At 29.5% G+C, this 16,224-nt stretch carries 12 protein-coding genes; all 12 read right to left on the reverse strand.

Going from position 1 to position 16,224, the window contains the following annotated elements:
* Positions 1-3: 3 nt before the first annotated feature.
* Entirely contained in the window at positions 4-1,077 is a 1,074-nt protein-coding gene (locus I1959_RS09365) for a PRK06851 family protein (RefSeq protein WP_092922380.1), read from the reverse strand.
* Positions 1,078-1,335: 258 nt separating this feature from the next.
* Positions 1,336-2,691, reverse strand: a complete 1,356-nt coding sequence (locus I1959_RS09370; RefSeq protein WP_195238080.1) for an APC family permease — start codon at positions 2,689-2,691, stop codon at positions 1,336-1,338.
* A 213-nt stretch (positions 2,692-2,904) separates the two neighbouring features.
* Positions 2,905-3,516, reverse strand: coding sequence for a ribosome biogenesis GTP-binding protein YihA/YsxC (gene yihA / locus I1959_RS09375; RefSeq protein ID WP_166504697.1), 612 nt, complete (start codon positions 3,514-3,516; stop codon positions 2,905-2,907).
* Positions 3,516-5,864: an endopeptidase La gene (gene lon / locus I1959_RS09380; RefSeq protein WP_166504696.1), complete on the reverse strand. Its 2,349-nt coding sequence runs from the start codon at positions 5,862-5,864 to the stop codon at positions 3,516-3,518. The genes yihA and lon overlap by 1 nt, the downstream gene beginning before the upstream one ends.
* Positions 5,865-6,326: 462 nt before the next feature.
* Complete coding sequence (clpX, locus tag I1959_RS09385) at positions 6,327-7,574, reverse strand: ATP-dependent Clp protease ATP-binding subunit ClpX (protein WP_092922371.1); 1,248 nt, start codon at positions 7,572-7,574, stop codon at positions 6,327-6,329.
* 15 nt (positions 7,575-7,589) lie between these two features.
* Positions 7,590-8,180 (reverse strand): ATP-dependent Clp endopeptidase proteolytic subunit ClpP, encoded by a 591-nt coding sequence (gene clpP, locus I1959_RS09390; protein ID WP_092922368.1) that lies wholly within the window; start codon positions 8,178-8,180, stop codon positions 7,590-7,592.
* Between the two features lie 79 nt (positions 8,181-8,259).
* On the reverse strand, positions 8,260-9,546 hold the full coding sequence (gene tig / locus I1959_RS09395) for a trigger factor (protein WP_166504695.1): 1,287 nt from the start codon (positions 9,544-9,546) through the stop codon (positions 8,260-8,262).
* A 144-nt stretch (positions 9,547-9,690) separates the two neighbouring features.
* Positions 9,691-10,161, reverse strand: coding sequence for a metallophosphoesterase family protein (locus I1959_RS09400; RefSeq protein ID WP_166504694.1), 471 nt, complete (start codon positions 10,159-10,161; stop codon positions 9,691-9,693).
* Positions 10,161-11,510: a ribonuclease PH gene (rph, locus tag I1959_RS09405; protein WP_195238081.1), complete on the reverse strand. Its 1,350-nt coding sequence runs from the start codon at positions 11,508-11,510 to the stop codon at positions 10,161-10,163. Before rph ends, I1959_RS09400 begins: the two co-directional genes overlap by 1 nt.
* A 127-nt stretch (positions 11,511-11,637) precedes the next feature.
* Entirely contained in the window at positions 11,638-13,659 is a 2,022-nt protein-coding gene (gene ligA / locus I1959_RS09410) for an NAD-dependent DNA ligase LigA (RefSeq protein WP_166504692.1), read from the reverse strand.
* A 269-nt stretch (positions 13,660-13,928) separates the two neighbouring features.
* On the reverse strand, positions 13,929-15,287 hold the full coding sequence (rlmD, locus tag I1959_RS09415; protein WP_195238082.1) for a 23S rRNA (uracil(1939)-C(5))-methyltransferase RlmD: 1,359 nt from the start codon (positions 15,285-15,287) through the stop codon (positions 13,929-13,931).
* Between the two features lie 75 nt (positions 15,288-15,362).
* Positions 15,363-16,055: a hypothetical protein gene (locus tag I1959_RS09420; RefSeq protein ID WP_092922350.1), complete on the reverse strand. Its 693-nt coding sequence runs from the start codon at positions 16,053-16,055 to the stop codon at positions 15,363-15,365.
* Positions 16,056-16,224 lie beyond the last annotated feature (169 nt).

Genomic DNA, 16,224 nt, shown 5'->3' on the forward strand with positions numbered 1-16,224 from the left:
TTATTATTCTTCATACTTCAAAATTCTATTTATTATCTCTTCTTTTAACTCTTCCATTTTATCAAAGTTCATATTAGGCACATAGTATGCTTCTATAATATCATGCTTTGCCTTAGCCTTTTTTAAGTTTGATATAGCATAATTTAATAGCTCATCAAATACTTTTTTATCAAACTTAATTTCTTCTATATATTTTTCTAATTTTTCTTCATCTAGGTAAGCATTTAAATTTATAGTATTCTTACCTTCAAATAAACTACTTACGGTTATACCTATATCTAAATCTTTTATTATTACAGTTTCAATCTTATCCTTAATAAGTGGATAATGAAAAATTTCCACATTCATTCCCTTTTGAATGGCTTTATCACATATATTTCGTAAAAACGTAGTTTTACCTGTTCCTATATTACCTTTCAAGTGATATACCTTATTAACTTGACTTAATATACTATCTGCATAATCTAAATGTCCGACTGGTGTTATAGCTGTTCCAAATAAATGTCTTGGTGATTTATAAATACCAGTACTACTAGAATCTTTAAATATATCGTGTATAAAATGCTCTATTTTTAGATTTACTTGACCAAAGTCCATGCAATCTCTATACTTTTCTTCTATATCATAATAAATTGGCTCAGCAGCTTTTAAATACTTATATGCTCTTTTAAATGAGTTACTTATATCTTTTCCACATTCTACAATAGTATCTTTATTTTTTTCTAATTTTTCTACATCCCAATATTCACCAAAATTTAATATTTCATCTATAGCACCAGGGTCTTTTGGGTCTACAATATGCGGTGCAGTTGCATCTAGCAGAACTACTCCTAATTTAAGTATCACAACCCCATCTAAAGAGCTTGGATCTGATGGACAGTAGTGTAGCTCTACATCATACCCTTTTTCAATAAATTCTTTTGCTATTTTTTTCATAAATGATGATTTTCCAACTCCTGGTCCACCTTTTAAGCAAAAGATTCTATTAACATTTTGAGGTATTATATTATCAAAAAAATTAAATGATCCATTTGCCGTATTTCCACCTGGGAATAACTTCCTAACTCTACCTGCCATGATTTAGCCCCCTCATATTTTTCTTCTACTTTATAAAATATTAATTTGCATTTTATTTTGTTACTATCTTAAAAATTATTTTGTCTATAACTAATTATTTTAATACATTTTTTTATATTAAAATTCAATGAATACCTTTTATAATTATATTCTTATTTACTTATAATATTTATTTAATCATTTTGTAATATAGCTATATTTAACTAAATAATCTTAAATAAAAATAGAACCGTCTCAATTTTGAGACGGCTCCTTATACTACGCTACATTATTTTGTATTTCTTGTTTTATCTTCTTATTTTTAATTATATTATAAATTGGCAAGCCAGCTAATGTTATTATAAGTCCTAATATAGCATTTTGTGTTTGAGTGATAAATGTACTAACAACAATAAATACTCCTCCTATTATTGCTATTATAGGTATTACTGGATATAACGGTACTTTATATGATCTCTTCATATTTGGCTTATCTTTTCTAAGTTTTATAACTCCTACAAATAACATTGTGTAGAATATCCATATTGTAAATATTGCTAAATCAGATAGGAAATTGAACTGACCTGATAAAGAATATATTATTGCTAACCCAGCTATTAACCACATTCCATTTAATGGAACACCATTATTATTTAACTTAGCAAAAGTTTTTGAAAAAGGTATTCTCCCGTCACATCCCATTATATAAGGTATTCTTCCTCCGGTCATCAAGAAACCATTTAATGTTCCAAATACCGATATTAATATACCTACACTTATCACCTTAGCTCCTGATTCTCCAAATAATTTACTTGCTACAAGTGTAGCTGGTGCACTTACTGCTGCCATCTCTGATGCTGGAACAACACATAAGTATGCTACATTTATAATTATGTATACTCCCATTACTAAAGAAATTCCGCCTACTATAGCTTTAGGTAAATGCTTAGCTGGATCTTTCATCTCACCTGCTAATGCTCCCACATATATCCATCCATCGTATGCAAATAAAGTTGCTATAAGTACTTGAGATATGGCGCTAACCATATTCGTATTTTCACCTACCAGAGGTGTCATTATATCTGTTGATGGTTCTCCTTTTATAAATCCAAATATAACTATAAGTGCTAAAGGTATTAACTTACATATTGTAGATACAGTTTGTATTCCTCCTCCAAATTTGGCTCCTAGAGAATTTAATAAAGCTATAAGCACTATTACTCCTATTGCAATTAAAATTACATATATGTCACTTTGTAAACTCAATAAGCTCACTGCTTCTTGTGCAAATATAATTCCTAGCGCTGCTGTTATTGCAGGTATAAATAGTATAGATTGCATCCATCCTGTTAAAAATCCTACTTTTTCACCGTAAATTTCTTCTAAATAAACTATTAATCCACCTGGTTTTACTATACTAGAAGATATTTCAGCTGCTGTAAGCCCAGCAGCTATAGTTATAAGTCCCCCTATTAACCATGCTAAAAGTCCTAGACATGCTCCTCCATTTGTAGATTCATATATGGCTTGTGGTTTAAAGAATACTCCCGAACCTATTAGCATTCCTACTACCGTAGAAAGTGCTGCACTTAAGCCTAATGTCTTTCTTAATCCTTTTTGATTATTGTTACTCATTGTTTCACCCCCAAGTTGCTCTATTTCGTGTTATTTTACATATTTTACTATTTAATTTAATAAATATCAATATAAATTGACATTTTAGTTTTAATTTTTTAAATTTTTTTAATTTTAAAATATTTACTTTAATTAATATAAATTTATAAATTATTTTTCTATAAATAATATAAAAAAATAGACTATCTCAGTTTTGAGATAGTCTATTTCATACTAGTCAACAGTTATTTCATAACCAGCTTCATTGTATTGGCTTATTATTTCTTTCCATATTTCTTCTACTCCAGTTTTCTTAAGAGAAGATATAGGAAGTATCTTTTCATCTTTATCTAATTGTAATTTCTTTCTTATCATACTAAAATGCTTTTGGTATTTACCTTTAGCTATTTTATCTGCTTTAGTAGCTATTACTACGCATTTATATCCAAAGTGCTTTATCCATTCATACATCATAACGTCATCACTTGTAGGTTCATGTCTTATATCTACTAATAAGAATATTGCACATAATTCTTCTCTATCAGCTAGATATCTTTCCATTATAGTTCCCCATTTTTCTTTTTCAGATTTTGCAACCTTTGCATATCCGTAACCTGGAAGGTCAACAAAGAAAAATTCTTGGTTTATAAGATAGAAGTTTATTGTTCTAGTTTTACCAGGCGTCTGACTTGTTCTAGCAAAATTTCTTCTATTTAATAATGTATTTACTGTTGATGATTTTCCAACGTTAGATCTACCAACTAAAGCTATTTCTGGTATACCTTCGTCTGGGTATTGAGCTCTGTTTACTGCACTCATTGTTATTTCTGCACTTCTAATTTTCATTACTTTTCACCATTCCTTACTAATGCCTGCTCTAATACTTGGTCCATATGGTCTACAAGTACAAATTCCATTTTTTCTTTTACATTTTCAGGTATTTCATCTAAATCAGCTTCACACTCTTTTGGAAGTAATACCTTTGTTATTCCAGATCTATGTGCAGCCAATAGTTTTTCTCTAACTCCACCTACAGCTAAAACTCTTCCTCTAAGAGTTATTTCTCCTGTCATAGCAACATCATTTCTTACTGGTATATTTGTTAATGCTGATAAAACAGCTAAAGCCATTGTTATACCTGCTGATGGACCATCTTTAGGTACTGCACCTTCTGGTAAATGTATGTGTATATCTTTATTTTGGTAAAAATCAGGATCTATATCAAATTTGTCAGCAATTGATCTTATATAAGATATACCTGTTCTAGCTGATTCTTTCATTACATCACCTAGTTTACCAGTTAATACTATTTGGCCTTTACCTTTTACAACATTTACTTCTACAGTTAGAGTTTCTCCTCCAACAGACGTCCATGCAAGACCTGTTACAACACCTACTTCTGGTTTAGTTCCTGCTAATTGATGTCTATATTTATTCTTACCTAAGTAATCATCTAGGTCAGATTTATTTATAACTATTTCTTCTAAAGATTTATCTTCTACATACTTTTTAGCTGCTTTTCTGCATATTTTACCTATAGTTCTTTCAAGGTTTCTTACCCCTGCTTCTCTAGTATAAGATCCTATTATCTCTCTCATAGTTTCTTCATTTATTTTAACAAAACCAGGTGCTAAACCATGTTCTTTTATTTGTTTAGGTAATAAATATTTATTAGCTATATTAAGCTTTTCCTCTTCTATATATCCAGATACCTCTATTATTTCCATTCTATCTAATAAAGGTCTTGGAATAGTTCCTAAGCTATTTGCAGTTGTAACAAATAATATTTTTGATAAATCAAAAGGAACTTCCATGTAGTGATCCACAAAATCTTTGTTTTGCTCTGGATCTAAAACTTCTAACATTGCAGCAGATGGATCTCCCTTATAATCTGCTGACATTTTATCTATCTCGTCTAGTAAGAATACTGGATTTTTAGTTTTGGCTTCTTTTATTCCATTTATTATTCTTCCTGGTATAGCTCCTACATAAGTTCTTCTATGACCTCTTATTTCAGCTTCATCTCTAACTCCACCTAAAGATATTCTAACGAATTTTCTTCCTAATGAGTTCGCTATCGATTTTGCTATAGATGTTTTACCAACACCTGGAGGTCCTACTAAACATATGATAGGTCCTTTTAGTGATTTTGATAATGTTCTTATAGCTAAATACTCAAGTATTCTTTCTTTTACTTTTTCTAATCCATAATGTTCATTATCTAATATTTCTTTAGCTTTTTCTATATCAAGCTTGTCTCTAGTTTCATTGTTCCAAGGTAATGAGAATATATTATCTAAATACCCTCTTAAAACTGATACATCTGGAGACATTGGTGATATTCTAGAAAACTTATCTATTTCTTTAGATATCTTTTCTTTTGTTTCTTTAGGAGCTTTTATTTTCTTAAGCTTTGCTCTATACTCGTCAGCTTCAGAATTTATGTCTTCTTCTTCTCCTAATTCTTTTTGTATAGCTTTTAATTGTTCTCTTAGGTAATATTCCTTTTGAACCTTATTCATTTGCTTTTTAACTCTTAGAGTTATTTTCTTTTCTATTTTAAGTATATCTATCTCTTCTAAAAGAGTTTTGTATATTAATTCTAATCTTTTCTTAATATCAAATTCTTCTAAAACTTCTTGCTTTTGTTCTGGTTTTAGATAGATATTAGCAGCTATAGTGTCTATAAAACGATCTACATTTTCTATTTCACCTAGAGATATTAATATTTCTGGTGATACTCTATTTCCTATGTTTATGTACTCTTCAAATGCATCAAACACATTTCTTACAAGTGCTTCTACCTCAATATCTTCTTCTGCATTTTCATCATCGTATGCTATTTCCTCTATTGTTGCTTTAAAATACCCTTCTTCATTGCTTACTTCTTTTATTTTACCTCTTGAAATTCCTTCTACTAATACACGTACTGTATCCCCAGGAAGTTTTATCATTTGTTTAACTTTACATATAGTTCCTACATGATAAAAATCATCTTCTGTTGGCTCATCAACTTCTGCTGCTTTCTGAGAAGTTAAGAATACTAACTCATCAGCTAACATAGCTTGGTCTAAAGCTTTTAAAGATATTTCTCTTCCTATGTCAAAGTTTAGTATCATATATGGGAATATCGCTAATCCCCTCAGTGGAATTAGCGGTAATTCATGTTCTATCTTCGTATAATTCTGTTCCACTAATATCACTCCTTAAAGTGCTAGATTTTATTGCTTTATATATTATATATTTACAATCCCTAATTTTCAACATTTATAGAAAAATTCACTTTTCTTAAAGAATGTATAAACAAATTTATTGATTTGATAAAATCTTTTATCATTTTTCTCTTATTTTATTATGTTGTAATATTGAATGTAATATACTAATGAATAAACTTTATATTTTCTATTTTAAGATAATATATATTTATAAATATACTCTTATATAATTTTTATGATAAACTTTAAATAGGTTTTATATGAATAGTTTATATGATATTTTAATAATAAACAAGTTTTGACTATTATATGTAATGATCCTCTTTTATCTAATTAATGATATTTTATACTTTTTAAAGTTTATTAATCTATTAATACCCATTAATTATAGTTATAAAATCCTTACATTTAAAAAGGAGCTTTTAAGGCTCCTCTTTTTTATTATGCACTTTCTTCTTGATCTTTTAATATAAATACTGGTTGTTCTCCTTTAGTTACACATTCCTTTGTAACTACAACTTTTTTAACGTCATCTCTTGATGGAACTTCAAACATGCTCTCCATCATGATTCCTTCAACTATACTTCTAAGACCTCTTGCACCTGTGTTTCTTTCTATAGCTTTATTAGCTATTGCACGAAGTGCGTCATCTTCGAATTCTAGTTCAACGTCATCTATTTCTAAAAGCTTTTTGTATTGTTTTACTAAAGCATTTTTAGGTTCTTTTAATATTTGAACTAAAGCATTTTCATCTAATAATTCTAGAGTTGCAACAACAGGAATCCTTCCTATAAACTCTGGTATTAAACCAAATTTAAGTAAATCTTCTGGAAGTACTTGGGCATATACCTTTCCTAAATCCATTTCTTTTTTACTTTCAATTTTAGCTCCAAATCCTAGAGTTTTTTCTTTACCACGGCCTTGTATTATTTTTTCAATACCATCAAAAGCTCCACCTAATATAAATAATATATTAGTTGTATCTATTTTTAAGAATTCTTGATGTGGATGCTTTCTACCACCTTGTGGTGGAACGTTAGCTGTTGTTCCTTCTAATATTTTTAAAAGAGCTTGTTGAACACCTTCTCCACTAACATCTCTAGTTATAGATGGATTTTCTGATTTTCTAGCTATCTTATCTATCTCATCTATATATATTATTCCTCTCTCAGCCTTTTCTACATCAAAGTCAGCTGCTTGGATAAGCTTTAGTAGTATGTTTTCTACGTCTTCTCCAACGTATCCAGCTTCTGTTAAAGATGTTGCATCAGCCATTGCAAAAGGAACATTTAGAGTTTTTGCTAGTGTTTGAGCTAATAATGTCTTCCCTGAACCCGTAGGCCCAAGTAAAAGTATATTACTCTTTTGTATTTCTACATCTTTATTGCTTGCCTTTTTACTGTATATTCTTTTATAATGATTATAAACTGCTACTGATAAAGCTTTTTTAGCTGTTTCTTGACCAATTACATAACCATTTAAGATGTCCATCATCTCTTTTGGCTTAGGTAGAGATGTTGTATCCTCTTCAACAGTGTCTTCTATTTCTTCTTGGATTATTTCATCACAAAGTTCAACACACTCATCACATATATAAACACTTGGACCTGCAATTAACCTTCTTACTTGCTCTTGGTTTTTGCCGCAGAATGAACATTTTAACTGTCTTTTGTCTTCATTTTTTGACATATTAAGCACCTCTTCCTATCTACGGTCTTTTTGTGTGATTACTTCATCTATTAAACCATATTCCTTAGCTTCTTGTGCGCTCATGAAGTTATCACGTTCAGTATCCATTTGAATAGTTTCTAATGGCTGACCTGTTCTTTCAGATAATATTTTATTTAAAGTGTCTTTCATTTTTAATATTCTTTTTGCGTGTATTTCTATATCAGTTGCTTGCCCTCTAGTCCCACCTAATGGTTGATGTATCATTATCTCACTATTTGGTAATGCAAATCTCTTTCCTTTTTCTCCTGCTGCTAATAAGAATGCTCCCATAGACGCTGCCATACCTATACAGATAGTGCTTACATCTGGTTTGATATATTGCATTGTATCATATATTGCCATTCCAGCAGTTATACTTCCACCTGGTGAATTTATATATAAATGTATATCTTTATCTGGGTCATCTGCTTCTAGGAAAAGTAATTGTGCCACTACAAGACCTGCTGTAGCATCATTTACTTCGTCTCCTAAGAATATTATTCTATCTTTTAGTAATCTAGAATATATATCGTAAGATCTTTCTCCTCTTCCTGTTTGTTCAACAACTACAGGTACTAATGCCATAGATCATACCCCCTCTATATGTTTATATTTATTTTGTTTATATATAATTTACAGTAGCCTAAAAGGCTACTGTAAAAAATTAAGCTATTACTGCATTATCAACTAATAAATCTATAGTTTTTCTTATCTTTATTTGACCTTTTATATCTTCTATGTCAGTTTCTCTTAAAGATGCTTTTATTTTATCAGATTCCATGTTGTACATTTTAGCCATTTTTTCTAATTCTTCATTCATTTCTTCTTCTGAAACTTCTATAGCTTCAGCTTTAGCTATTGCTTCTAATACTAATGAAGATTTTACTAATCTAGCAGCATCTTCTCTTCTTTCTTCTCTTAACTCTTCTATGCTTCTTCCAGTCATTTGTAATAACTGTTGTAAGTTTAATCCTTGGTATTGTAATTGCATGTTAAGTTCCATTAACATATTGTCTATTTGATGTTGTATCATAGCTTCTGGTATTTCTACTTCTGTATTTGCAGAAACTTTTTCAACTATAGCATTTCTCATTTCAGCTTCAGCTGAAGCTTTTGCGTTTTCTTCTAACTTAGCTCTTAAGTCAGATTTTAATTCAGCTAATGTATCAAACTCACTTGAATCTTTAGCAAATTCATCATCTAATTCTGGTAATTCTTTTACCTTAACATCATTTACTTTAACTTTGAATACTGCAGGCTTTCCAGCTAAGTTTTCAGCATGGTATTCTGCTGGGAACTCAACGTTTACTTCTACTTCTTCTCCAGCTTTCTTTCCTACTAATTGATCTTCAAATCCTGGTATGAAAGTGTTTGATCCTATAACTAAGCTATAGTTTTCACCTTTTCCACCTTCAAATGCTACACCATCAACGAATCCTTCGAAGTCTATTATAGCTGTGAATCCTTTTTCTAATGCTTTATCTTCTGCACTTACTAATCTAGCGTGCTTGTTTTGCATTTCTTGTAGGCTTACTTCAACTTCTGCTTCAGTTACATTATTATCAACTTTAGCTATTTCTATACCTTTGTAAGCTCCTAATTCAAACTCTGGTTTAACCTCAACAGTAACAACCATAACTAATCCGTTGTCTTTGCTTATTTCTTCTACATCTAAGTCTGGTCTATCTATTGGATCTATATCTAATTCTTTTATAGCTTCTGGATAAACTTCAGGGAATAATAATTCTATAGCATCGTTGTAGAATACACCTTTACCGTATTGAGATTCTATTACAACTCTTGGAGCTTTACCTTTTCTGAATCCTGGTATATTGAACTTTCCTTTATTTTTATTGTATGCTTTTGTTACTGCTGCTTCAAATTTATCATTTTCTACAGTTATTTTTAAAGATACTTTAGTACCTTCTTTTTTTAATAATTCTGCTTTCATTAACTTAATCCTCCTAGTTATTGTTATGTAATTAATTTATATTGATTTTAATTTACAATATTATAGTTTAACTCTTTAATTATATCACATAAGTTTTTTTATTTACAAGTATTCACTTAGTTTATAAAACTTTTGAATACTTGTTTATATCTTAATTTCTGTCATATTTATTTTTCCATTATCTATATCTAATATTACAAAACTTTTATATGCGACTCCCCTTGGAAAAGATACACTTCCAGGATTAATATATAAAATTTTACCTTTTTCTTTACATAAAGGTGTATGAGTATGACCAAATACAACTATATCTGCATTTACAGACTTTGCTTTTATTTCTAGTTCATCTAATCCATACTTTACTCCATACTTATCCCCATGACACAAGAATATAGTTTTATCCTCTATATCAAATACCAATTCATCTTCTACATTTTCAAAATCACAATTTCCTTTTACAGCCATAATAGGAACATTAGTCATATTGTGTATATACTTAGAATCAGAAAAATTATCTCCTGCATGAATTAGTAAATCACAATCTTTTAAGTAGGGTATAGCTTTATCTATAAACTTAGTTATCATATGTGTATCACTTACTATACCTATTTTCATTATCTCACTACCCTTTTAGAAAACTCACTTTTCATTAATTTTAATGCATTAGCTCTATGGCTTATACTATTTTTTACAGAACTTGGCATTTCTGCAAATGTTTTATTATATCCACTTACTATAAATAATGGGTCATATCCAAATCCATTTTTACCTTTTTCTTCAAATCCTATGGCACCTTCACAAGTTCCTCTAACTACAAACTCTTTTCCATCTGGGAATACTACAGCTATAGCTGATACGAATCTTGCAGTTCTTTGACTTGCAGCTACATTATTTAAAGATTTCATTAACTTTTGTCTATTTTCTTCATCAGTTGCGTTTTCTCCTGCGAATCTAGCAGAATAAATTCCCGGCTTTTTACCTATAGCATCTACTTCTAACCCTGAATCATCAGCTATTGTTATCATTTTTGTTTTCTTTGCTATAGTTCTTGCCTTGATAAGTGCATTATGTTCAAATGTCTTTCCATCTTCAACTATTTCTATTCCAGCTAAATCTACATCTTTTAATGAGTATACATTGTATTCAAAGTCTTCTAATATAGCACCTATTTCTTCTAATTTATGAACATTATTTGTTGCTATAACAACTTCATTTCCATACTCCATACCTAATATTTCATCTGCTATTTCACCTAAAGCAGCTCTTTGAGCTTTTATTAATTCTTTATTTCCTTTTTCACCAAGTTCTAATAATTTATTTAAATCATTTCTTGAGAAAGGTCTTTCTTCTCCAGTTCCCTGAACTTCAACAAATTCACCTTTATCAGTCATTATTACATTCATATCTACATGTGCATTTGAGTCCTCTTCATAACATAAGTCAAGCATATGTTCTTGGCCAACTATACCAACACTTATTGCAGATACAAAGTTTGTTATTGGCATTTCTTTTATTGCTTTTGATTTATGTAATTTATTTAAAGCATCTACAACCGCTACAAATGCCCCTGTTATTGATGCTGTTCTAGTTCCACCATCAGCTTGAATAACATCACAGTCTACCCATATAGTTCTTTCGCCTATTTTAGATAAATCTACAACAGATCTTATAGTTCTTCCTATTAGTCTTTGTATTTCTTGAGTTCTCCCGTCTAGCTTTCCTCTTGATGCTTCTCTTATTTTTCTTTGATGAGTAGATCTTGGTAACATAGAATACTCAGCATTTATCCATCCTGTGCCAGTGTGTCTTAAAAATGGTGGTACTTTATCTTCTATTGAAGCTGTACATATTACTTTTGTTTCTCCCATTTCTATAAGCACAGAACCTTCTGCATATTTAGTATAATTTCTAGTTATTTTTATATCTCTTATTTCATCATTTTTTCTATTATTAATTCTCGCCATATAAATACCTCTCTTAACCTTGTATGCTTAGCTTTTATATATACTAATAATATTAGCATATATTGTTAATAGCTTTCTACGTTCGTAATATTGTAGATGAAATATTCTTTCTACAATAGTTTATTTATTACTTTAATTCATTTTTTACTTCTTCTTTAGACTTTAAGCCTGTTAGTTGTATAAATTTATCTTCATCAATTACTTTTACACCCAAATCATTGGCTTTAGTTAATTTTGAACCTGCTTCTTCTCCAGCTAATACAAATGTTGTAGACTTACTTACACTTGAAGTAACCTTTCCTCCCCTAGACTCTATCATCTCTTTTGCGTCATTTCTTTTAAGAGTTGGCAATGTCCCTGTAAGTACAATTTTCATCCCCTCAAATATTTTAGCAATATCAGAACTTTCATCTTGTATTGACTTTGTATTTACACCACAGCTCTTTAATTTTTCTATTAATTTTATATTCTTTTCTTCTTGGAAGAATTTAACAACACTATTTGCCATTATTCCCCCAAACTCTTCTAAATTAACTAACTCTTCATTTGATGCAGACATTATTAAATCTAAATCCTTAAAGTTATTAGCTAGTATTTTAGCTCCCTTAGTACCAACAAATTTTATTCCCAATCCATTTATAAGTCTCCATAAATCATTTGATTTAGACTTTTCAATTGAGTTTAATAAGTTATTTGCTGATTTTTCTCCCATTCTATCTAGTTTTACAACTTCATCTTTATTTAATGTATATAAATCAGCTATATCTTTAATTAACCCTTTATCTAGTAAAAGTGTTATTATAGATTCTCCCAATCCATCAATATTCATAGCATCTCTAGATACAAAGTGAATTATCCCTCTTCTAATTTGAGCTGGACAAGATATATTAATACACTTAACAGCAGACTCCCCTTCTAATCTTACTGTTGGTTCAGAACATACAGGACATTTTTTCGGCATTTCAAAATCTATTTCATCTCCAGTACGCTCTTCTTTTATAACTTCTACAACTTGAGGAATTATATCACCAGCCTTTTGAACCAATACTGTATCATTTATTTTTATGTCTTTTTCTCTTATATAATCTTCATTATGAAGTGTAGCTCTGCTTACACTAGTTCCTGCTAGTCTTACAGGTTCTAATACTGCTGTAGGGGTTATTGTTCCAGTTCTACCTACTTCGACTATTATATCTAATATTTTGGTTTTCTTTTGTTCTGCTGGGAATTTATATGCTATTGCCCATCTTGGGCTTTTAGCAGTATACCCCATAGTTTCTCTTTGAGCTAAATTATTTACTTTTATAACCATACCATCTATTTCAAATCCTAGCTCACCCCTATTATCTGTCCAATATTTTATATGATCAATTACATCTTGTATATTATTATATACTTTATAATTTGGACTTACCTTAAATCCTAACTCTTTAAGATAATCTAAGGCTTCGCTGTGATTCTTAAAATCTGTGTTTTGTACATACTCTAAATTAAATATAAATATATCTAAAGGTCTTTTTGCTGTTAGCTTAGGATCTAATTGTCTTAATGAGCCTGCAGCTAAGTTTCTAGGATTAGCAAATAATTGTAATCCTTGTTTTTCTTGTTGTTCATTAACCTTTTTAAAATCATCTTTAGATATAAATACTTCGCCTCTTACAACAACTTCTTCTTGATCTTTTATTCTTAAAGGTATACTTTTTACTGTTTTAAGATTTTGAGAAATATCTTCTCCTACAATACCATCTCCCCTAGTTGCTCCCTTTTCAAATAATCCATTATTGTATGTAAGTCCTACAGATAAACCATCTATCTTAAACTCTACAACATATTCTACTTCATCCTCTACCATGTCTCTTACTCTTTTGTCAAAATCTCTTAAGTCTTGTGCAGAGTATGCATTTGCTAAGCTTAACATTGGTATTTTATGAACTACTTGTTCAAACTTATCTAATGGTTTTCCTCCAACCCTACTTGATGGAGAATCTACTCTTTTTAACTTAGGATTTTCTTCTTCTAACTTTATTAGCTCCTTCATTAGATTATCATATTCATAATCAGATATTTCAGGAGTATCTTCATTATAGTATTTATCATTGTGATAATTTATTAAATCTATTAATTCACTTATTCTATTCTCTACATTCACTATTATCACCTCTTATGTAAAATCTTATTTTTTATTATTGCCATTTTATAACTTTAATATATTTTAGTATATCACTATAACCTTATCATTTGTTTAATTATTTCATATTATAATTTCTCTATAATAAAAAAATAAAAGTCCTTCAATTGCTTGAAGGACCAATCTATTTAAAAATAAATGTATATACGACTGCGATGATAAGTTCTGAGGTGCTATATACATTTATTTAATACTATTCTAACCAAATTCCACTATATTTATTTGCATTTTTATTTCTTTTCTAATTTTGCTACACATTCTACGTGCATAGTATGAGGGAACATATCTACTGGTTGTATTTTAGTACATCTATACCCTCTTTCATCTAGGTAATTTAGGTCTCTTGCTAATGTAGATGGATTACAAGATACATATACCACTCTATCCGGTTGCATTGATATTATTGTATCTAATACTTTCTCATCACATCCTTTTCTAGGAGGGTCTACTACAACTACATTAGCTGTTTTTCCTTCGCTATACATCTTAGGAACAACTTCTTCAGCCTTACCTACATAGAATTCAACATTGTCTAATTTATTTATCTGAGCATTTATTTTAGCATCTTTTATAGCATCTTCCACTATTTCTATTCCATAAACCTTTTTTGCCTTTTGAGCTAAGAATAATGATATAGTCCCTATTCCACAGTATATATCAAATACAGTATCATTTTCTTTTAAATCAGCATATTCTAAAGCTTTATTGTATAAAACCTCTGTTTGAACTGGATTTACTTGGAAGAATGATAATGGAGATATTTCAAATACTAAATTTCCTATATAATCATTTATTTTTCCATTTCCATATATAACTCTATTTTCTTTTCCTAATATAACATTAGTTTTTTCTCTATTTACATTAACTACTAAAGTTTTAAATCCTGGTATATTTTCTTCTAGTACTGATGCTAACTCCTTTAAATATGGCAACTTTTTGCCATTAGCTACTAATACAACCATTACTTCATTAGTCGTAAATCCTATTTTAGTTACTAAATGTCTTAATACTCCAGTGTGTGTTTTTTCATCATAAACACTTACATTATATGCATTTATATAAGTCTTTATTATTTTCACTATTTTATCATTTATGTCATGTTGTATTATACACTTGTCCATTGGAATTATATCATGGCTTTTTTTCTTATAAAAACCTATTACTGGATTATTTCCACTCTTTTGTATAGGAAATTGTGCTTTGTTTCTATACCTAAAAGGATTTTCCATTCCTATAGTATTGTGTATTTCTACGTTATCTAATTTTCCGATTCTCGTTATAACTTGTTTTACTTCATTTGTTTTTATATCTAATTGCTTTTGATATTCTAATTCTTGTACCTGACATCCACCGCAATCTTTAAGTGAATCACTACATTTTCTATCAACTCTAAATGGTGATTTTTCTATTATTTCAACTATATCTCCAACTGCATAGTTTTTCTTAGATTTGTTTATTTTAACTTTTACCTTGTCTTCTACTAATCCGCCCTCTACGAAGACTGTAAATCCATCATGTTTTCCTATTCCTACTCCACCTTGACCTATATCAACTATATCTACAATATATTCTTTATTTTTTGTCAACATCAAAGTATCCTCCGTCCGTATATTTTAAAGCTACAAGAATTTATTTTACCAAAAAAATAGAGCCTTATAAAGCCCTTATATAAATAAATCTCTACTTTTATAGCCCCTATACATTTGTAAGCAAGCAAATAATAATAATATAAAACCAAATATAGGGCCTATATATACTAATTTTTCTGCTAAACGTTCTGCTACCCCACTATCCACAATAGCCTTAACTGCGCCTGTGTAGTCTGCCTTGGCATTAATTCCATATCTTATCCATGTAAAAGAAGTCATTATAGCTACAGGTACGACACTCATAGTCATATAAAATCCCGTCATGGTTCTTTGTTTAACACCTTTTAGACCCATGTATATAGGTAAGAAGAATATCACTGGCAATATAAATCCATAAAACTGTGGAGATAGTGCTAAAAACAATATAGAACTAAATAAAAAACTCGTAATATACTTTCTTAAGTAACTTGTCTTTCCCTCAAAATCACATAAAGACGCTTTTAGATACCTTATGTAAACTTCTATACTTCCTTCTATTTTGTTTTCATCTTTAGATCCTTTAATTTCTTTTAAAAGCTCTGTTCCTTTTGAATTTAGTTGCTGATACTGCTTTTTAAAATTTTCATTTATTTCTATGTCCTCATACTTTGTATACAATGTTTTGAGCTGTTTTATGTATTTTTCCTTTTTATTATCCTTTATCCTCTTAGATTTCTCAACCTCTATTCTTATTTGATTTATAGTTGTCATAACTAATTTTCCGCCCATTAAAATCCCCCCTTAAATATATATTAATATACTTAATCTATTTTTACCTTATTATATATGTGTTTTATTCAAAAAACCCTACAGTAAAATTAAGTAGGGTCTTTATATTTTATCTTACTTTTGATCTTTAATTATAGTTTTCATAGATACTCCTATACAAACAAATATT

It is taken from the genome of Romboutsia sp. 1001285H_161024_C4, assembly GCF_015550185.1.
In the GTDB taxonomy this organism is placed as follows: domain Bacteria; phylum Bacillota; class Clostridia; order Peptostreptococcales; family Peptostreptococcaceae; genus Romboutsia_C; species Romboutsia_C hominis.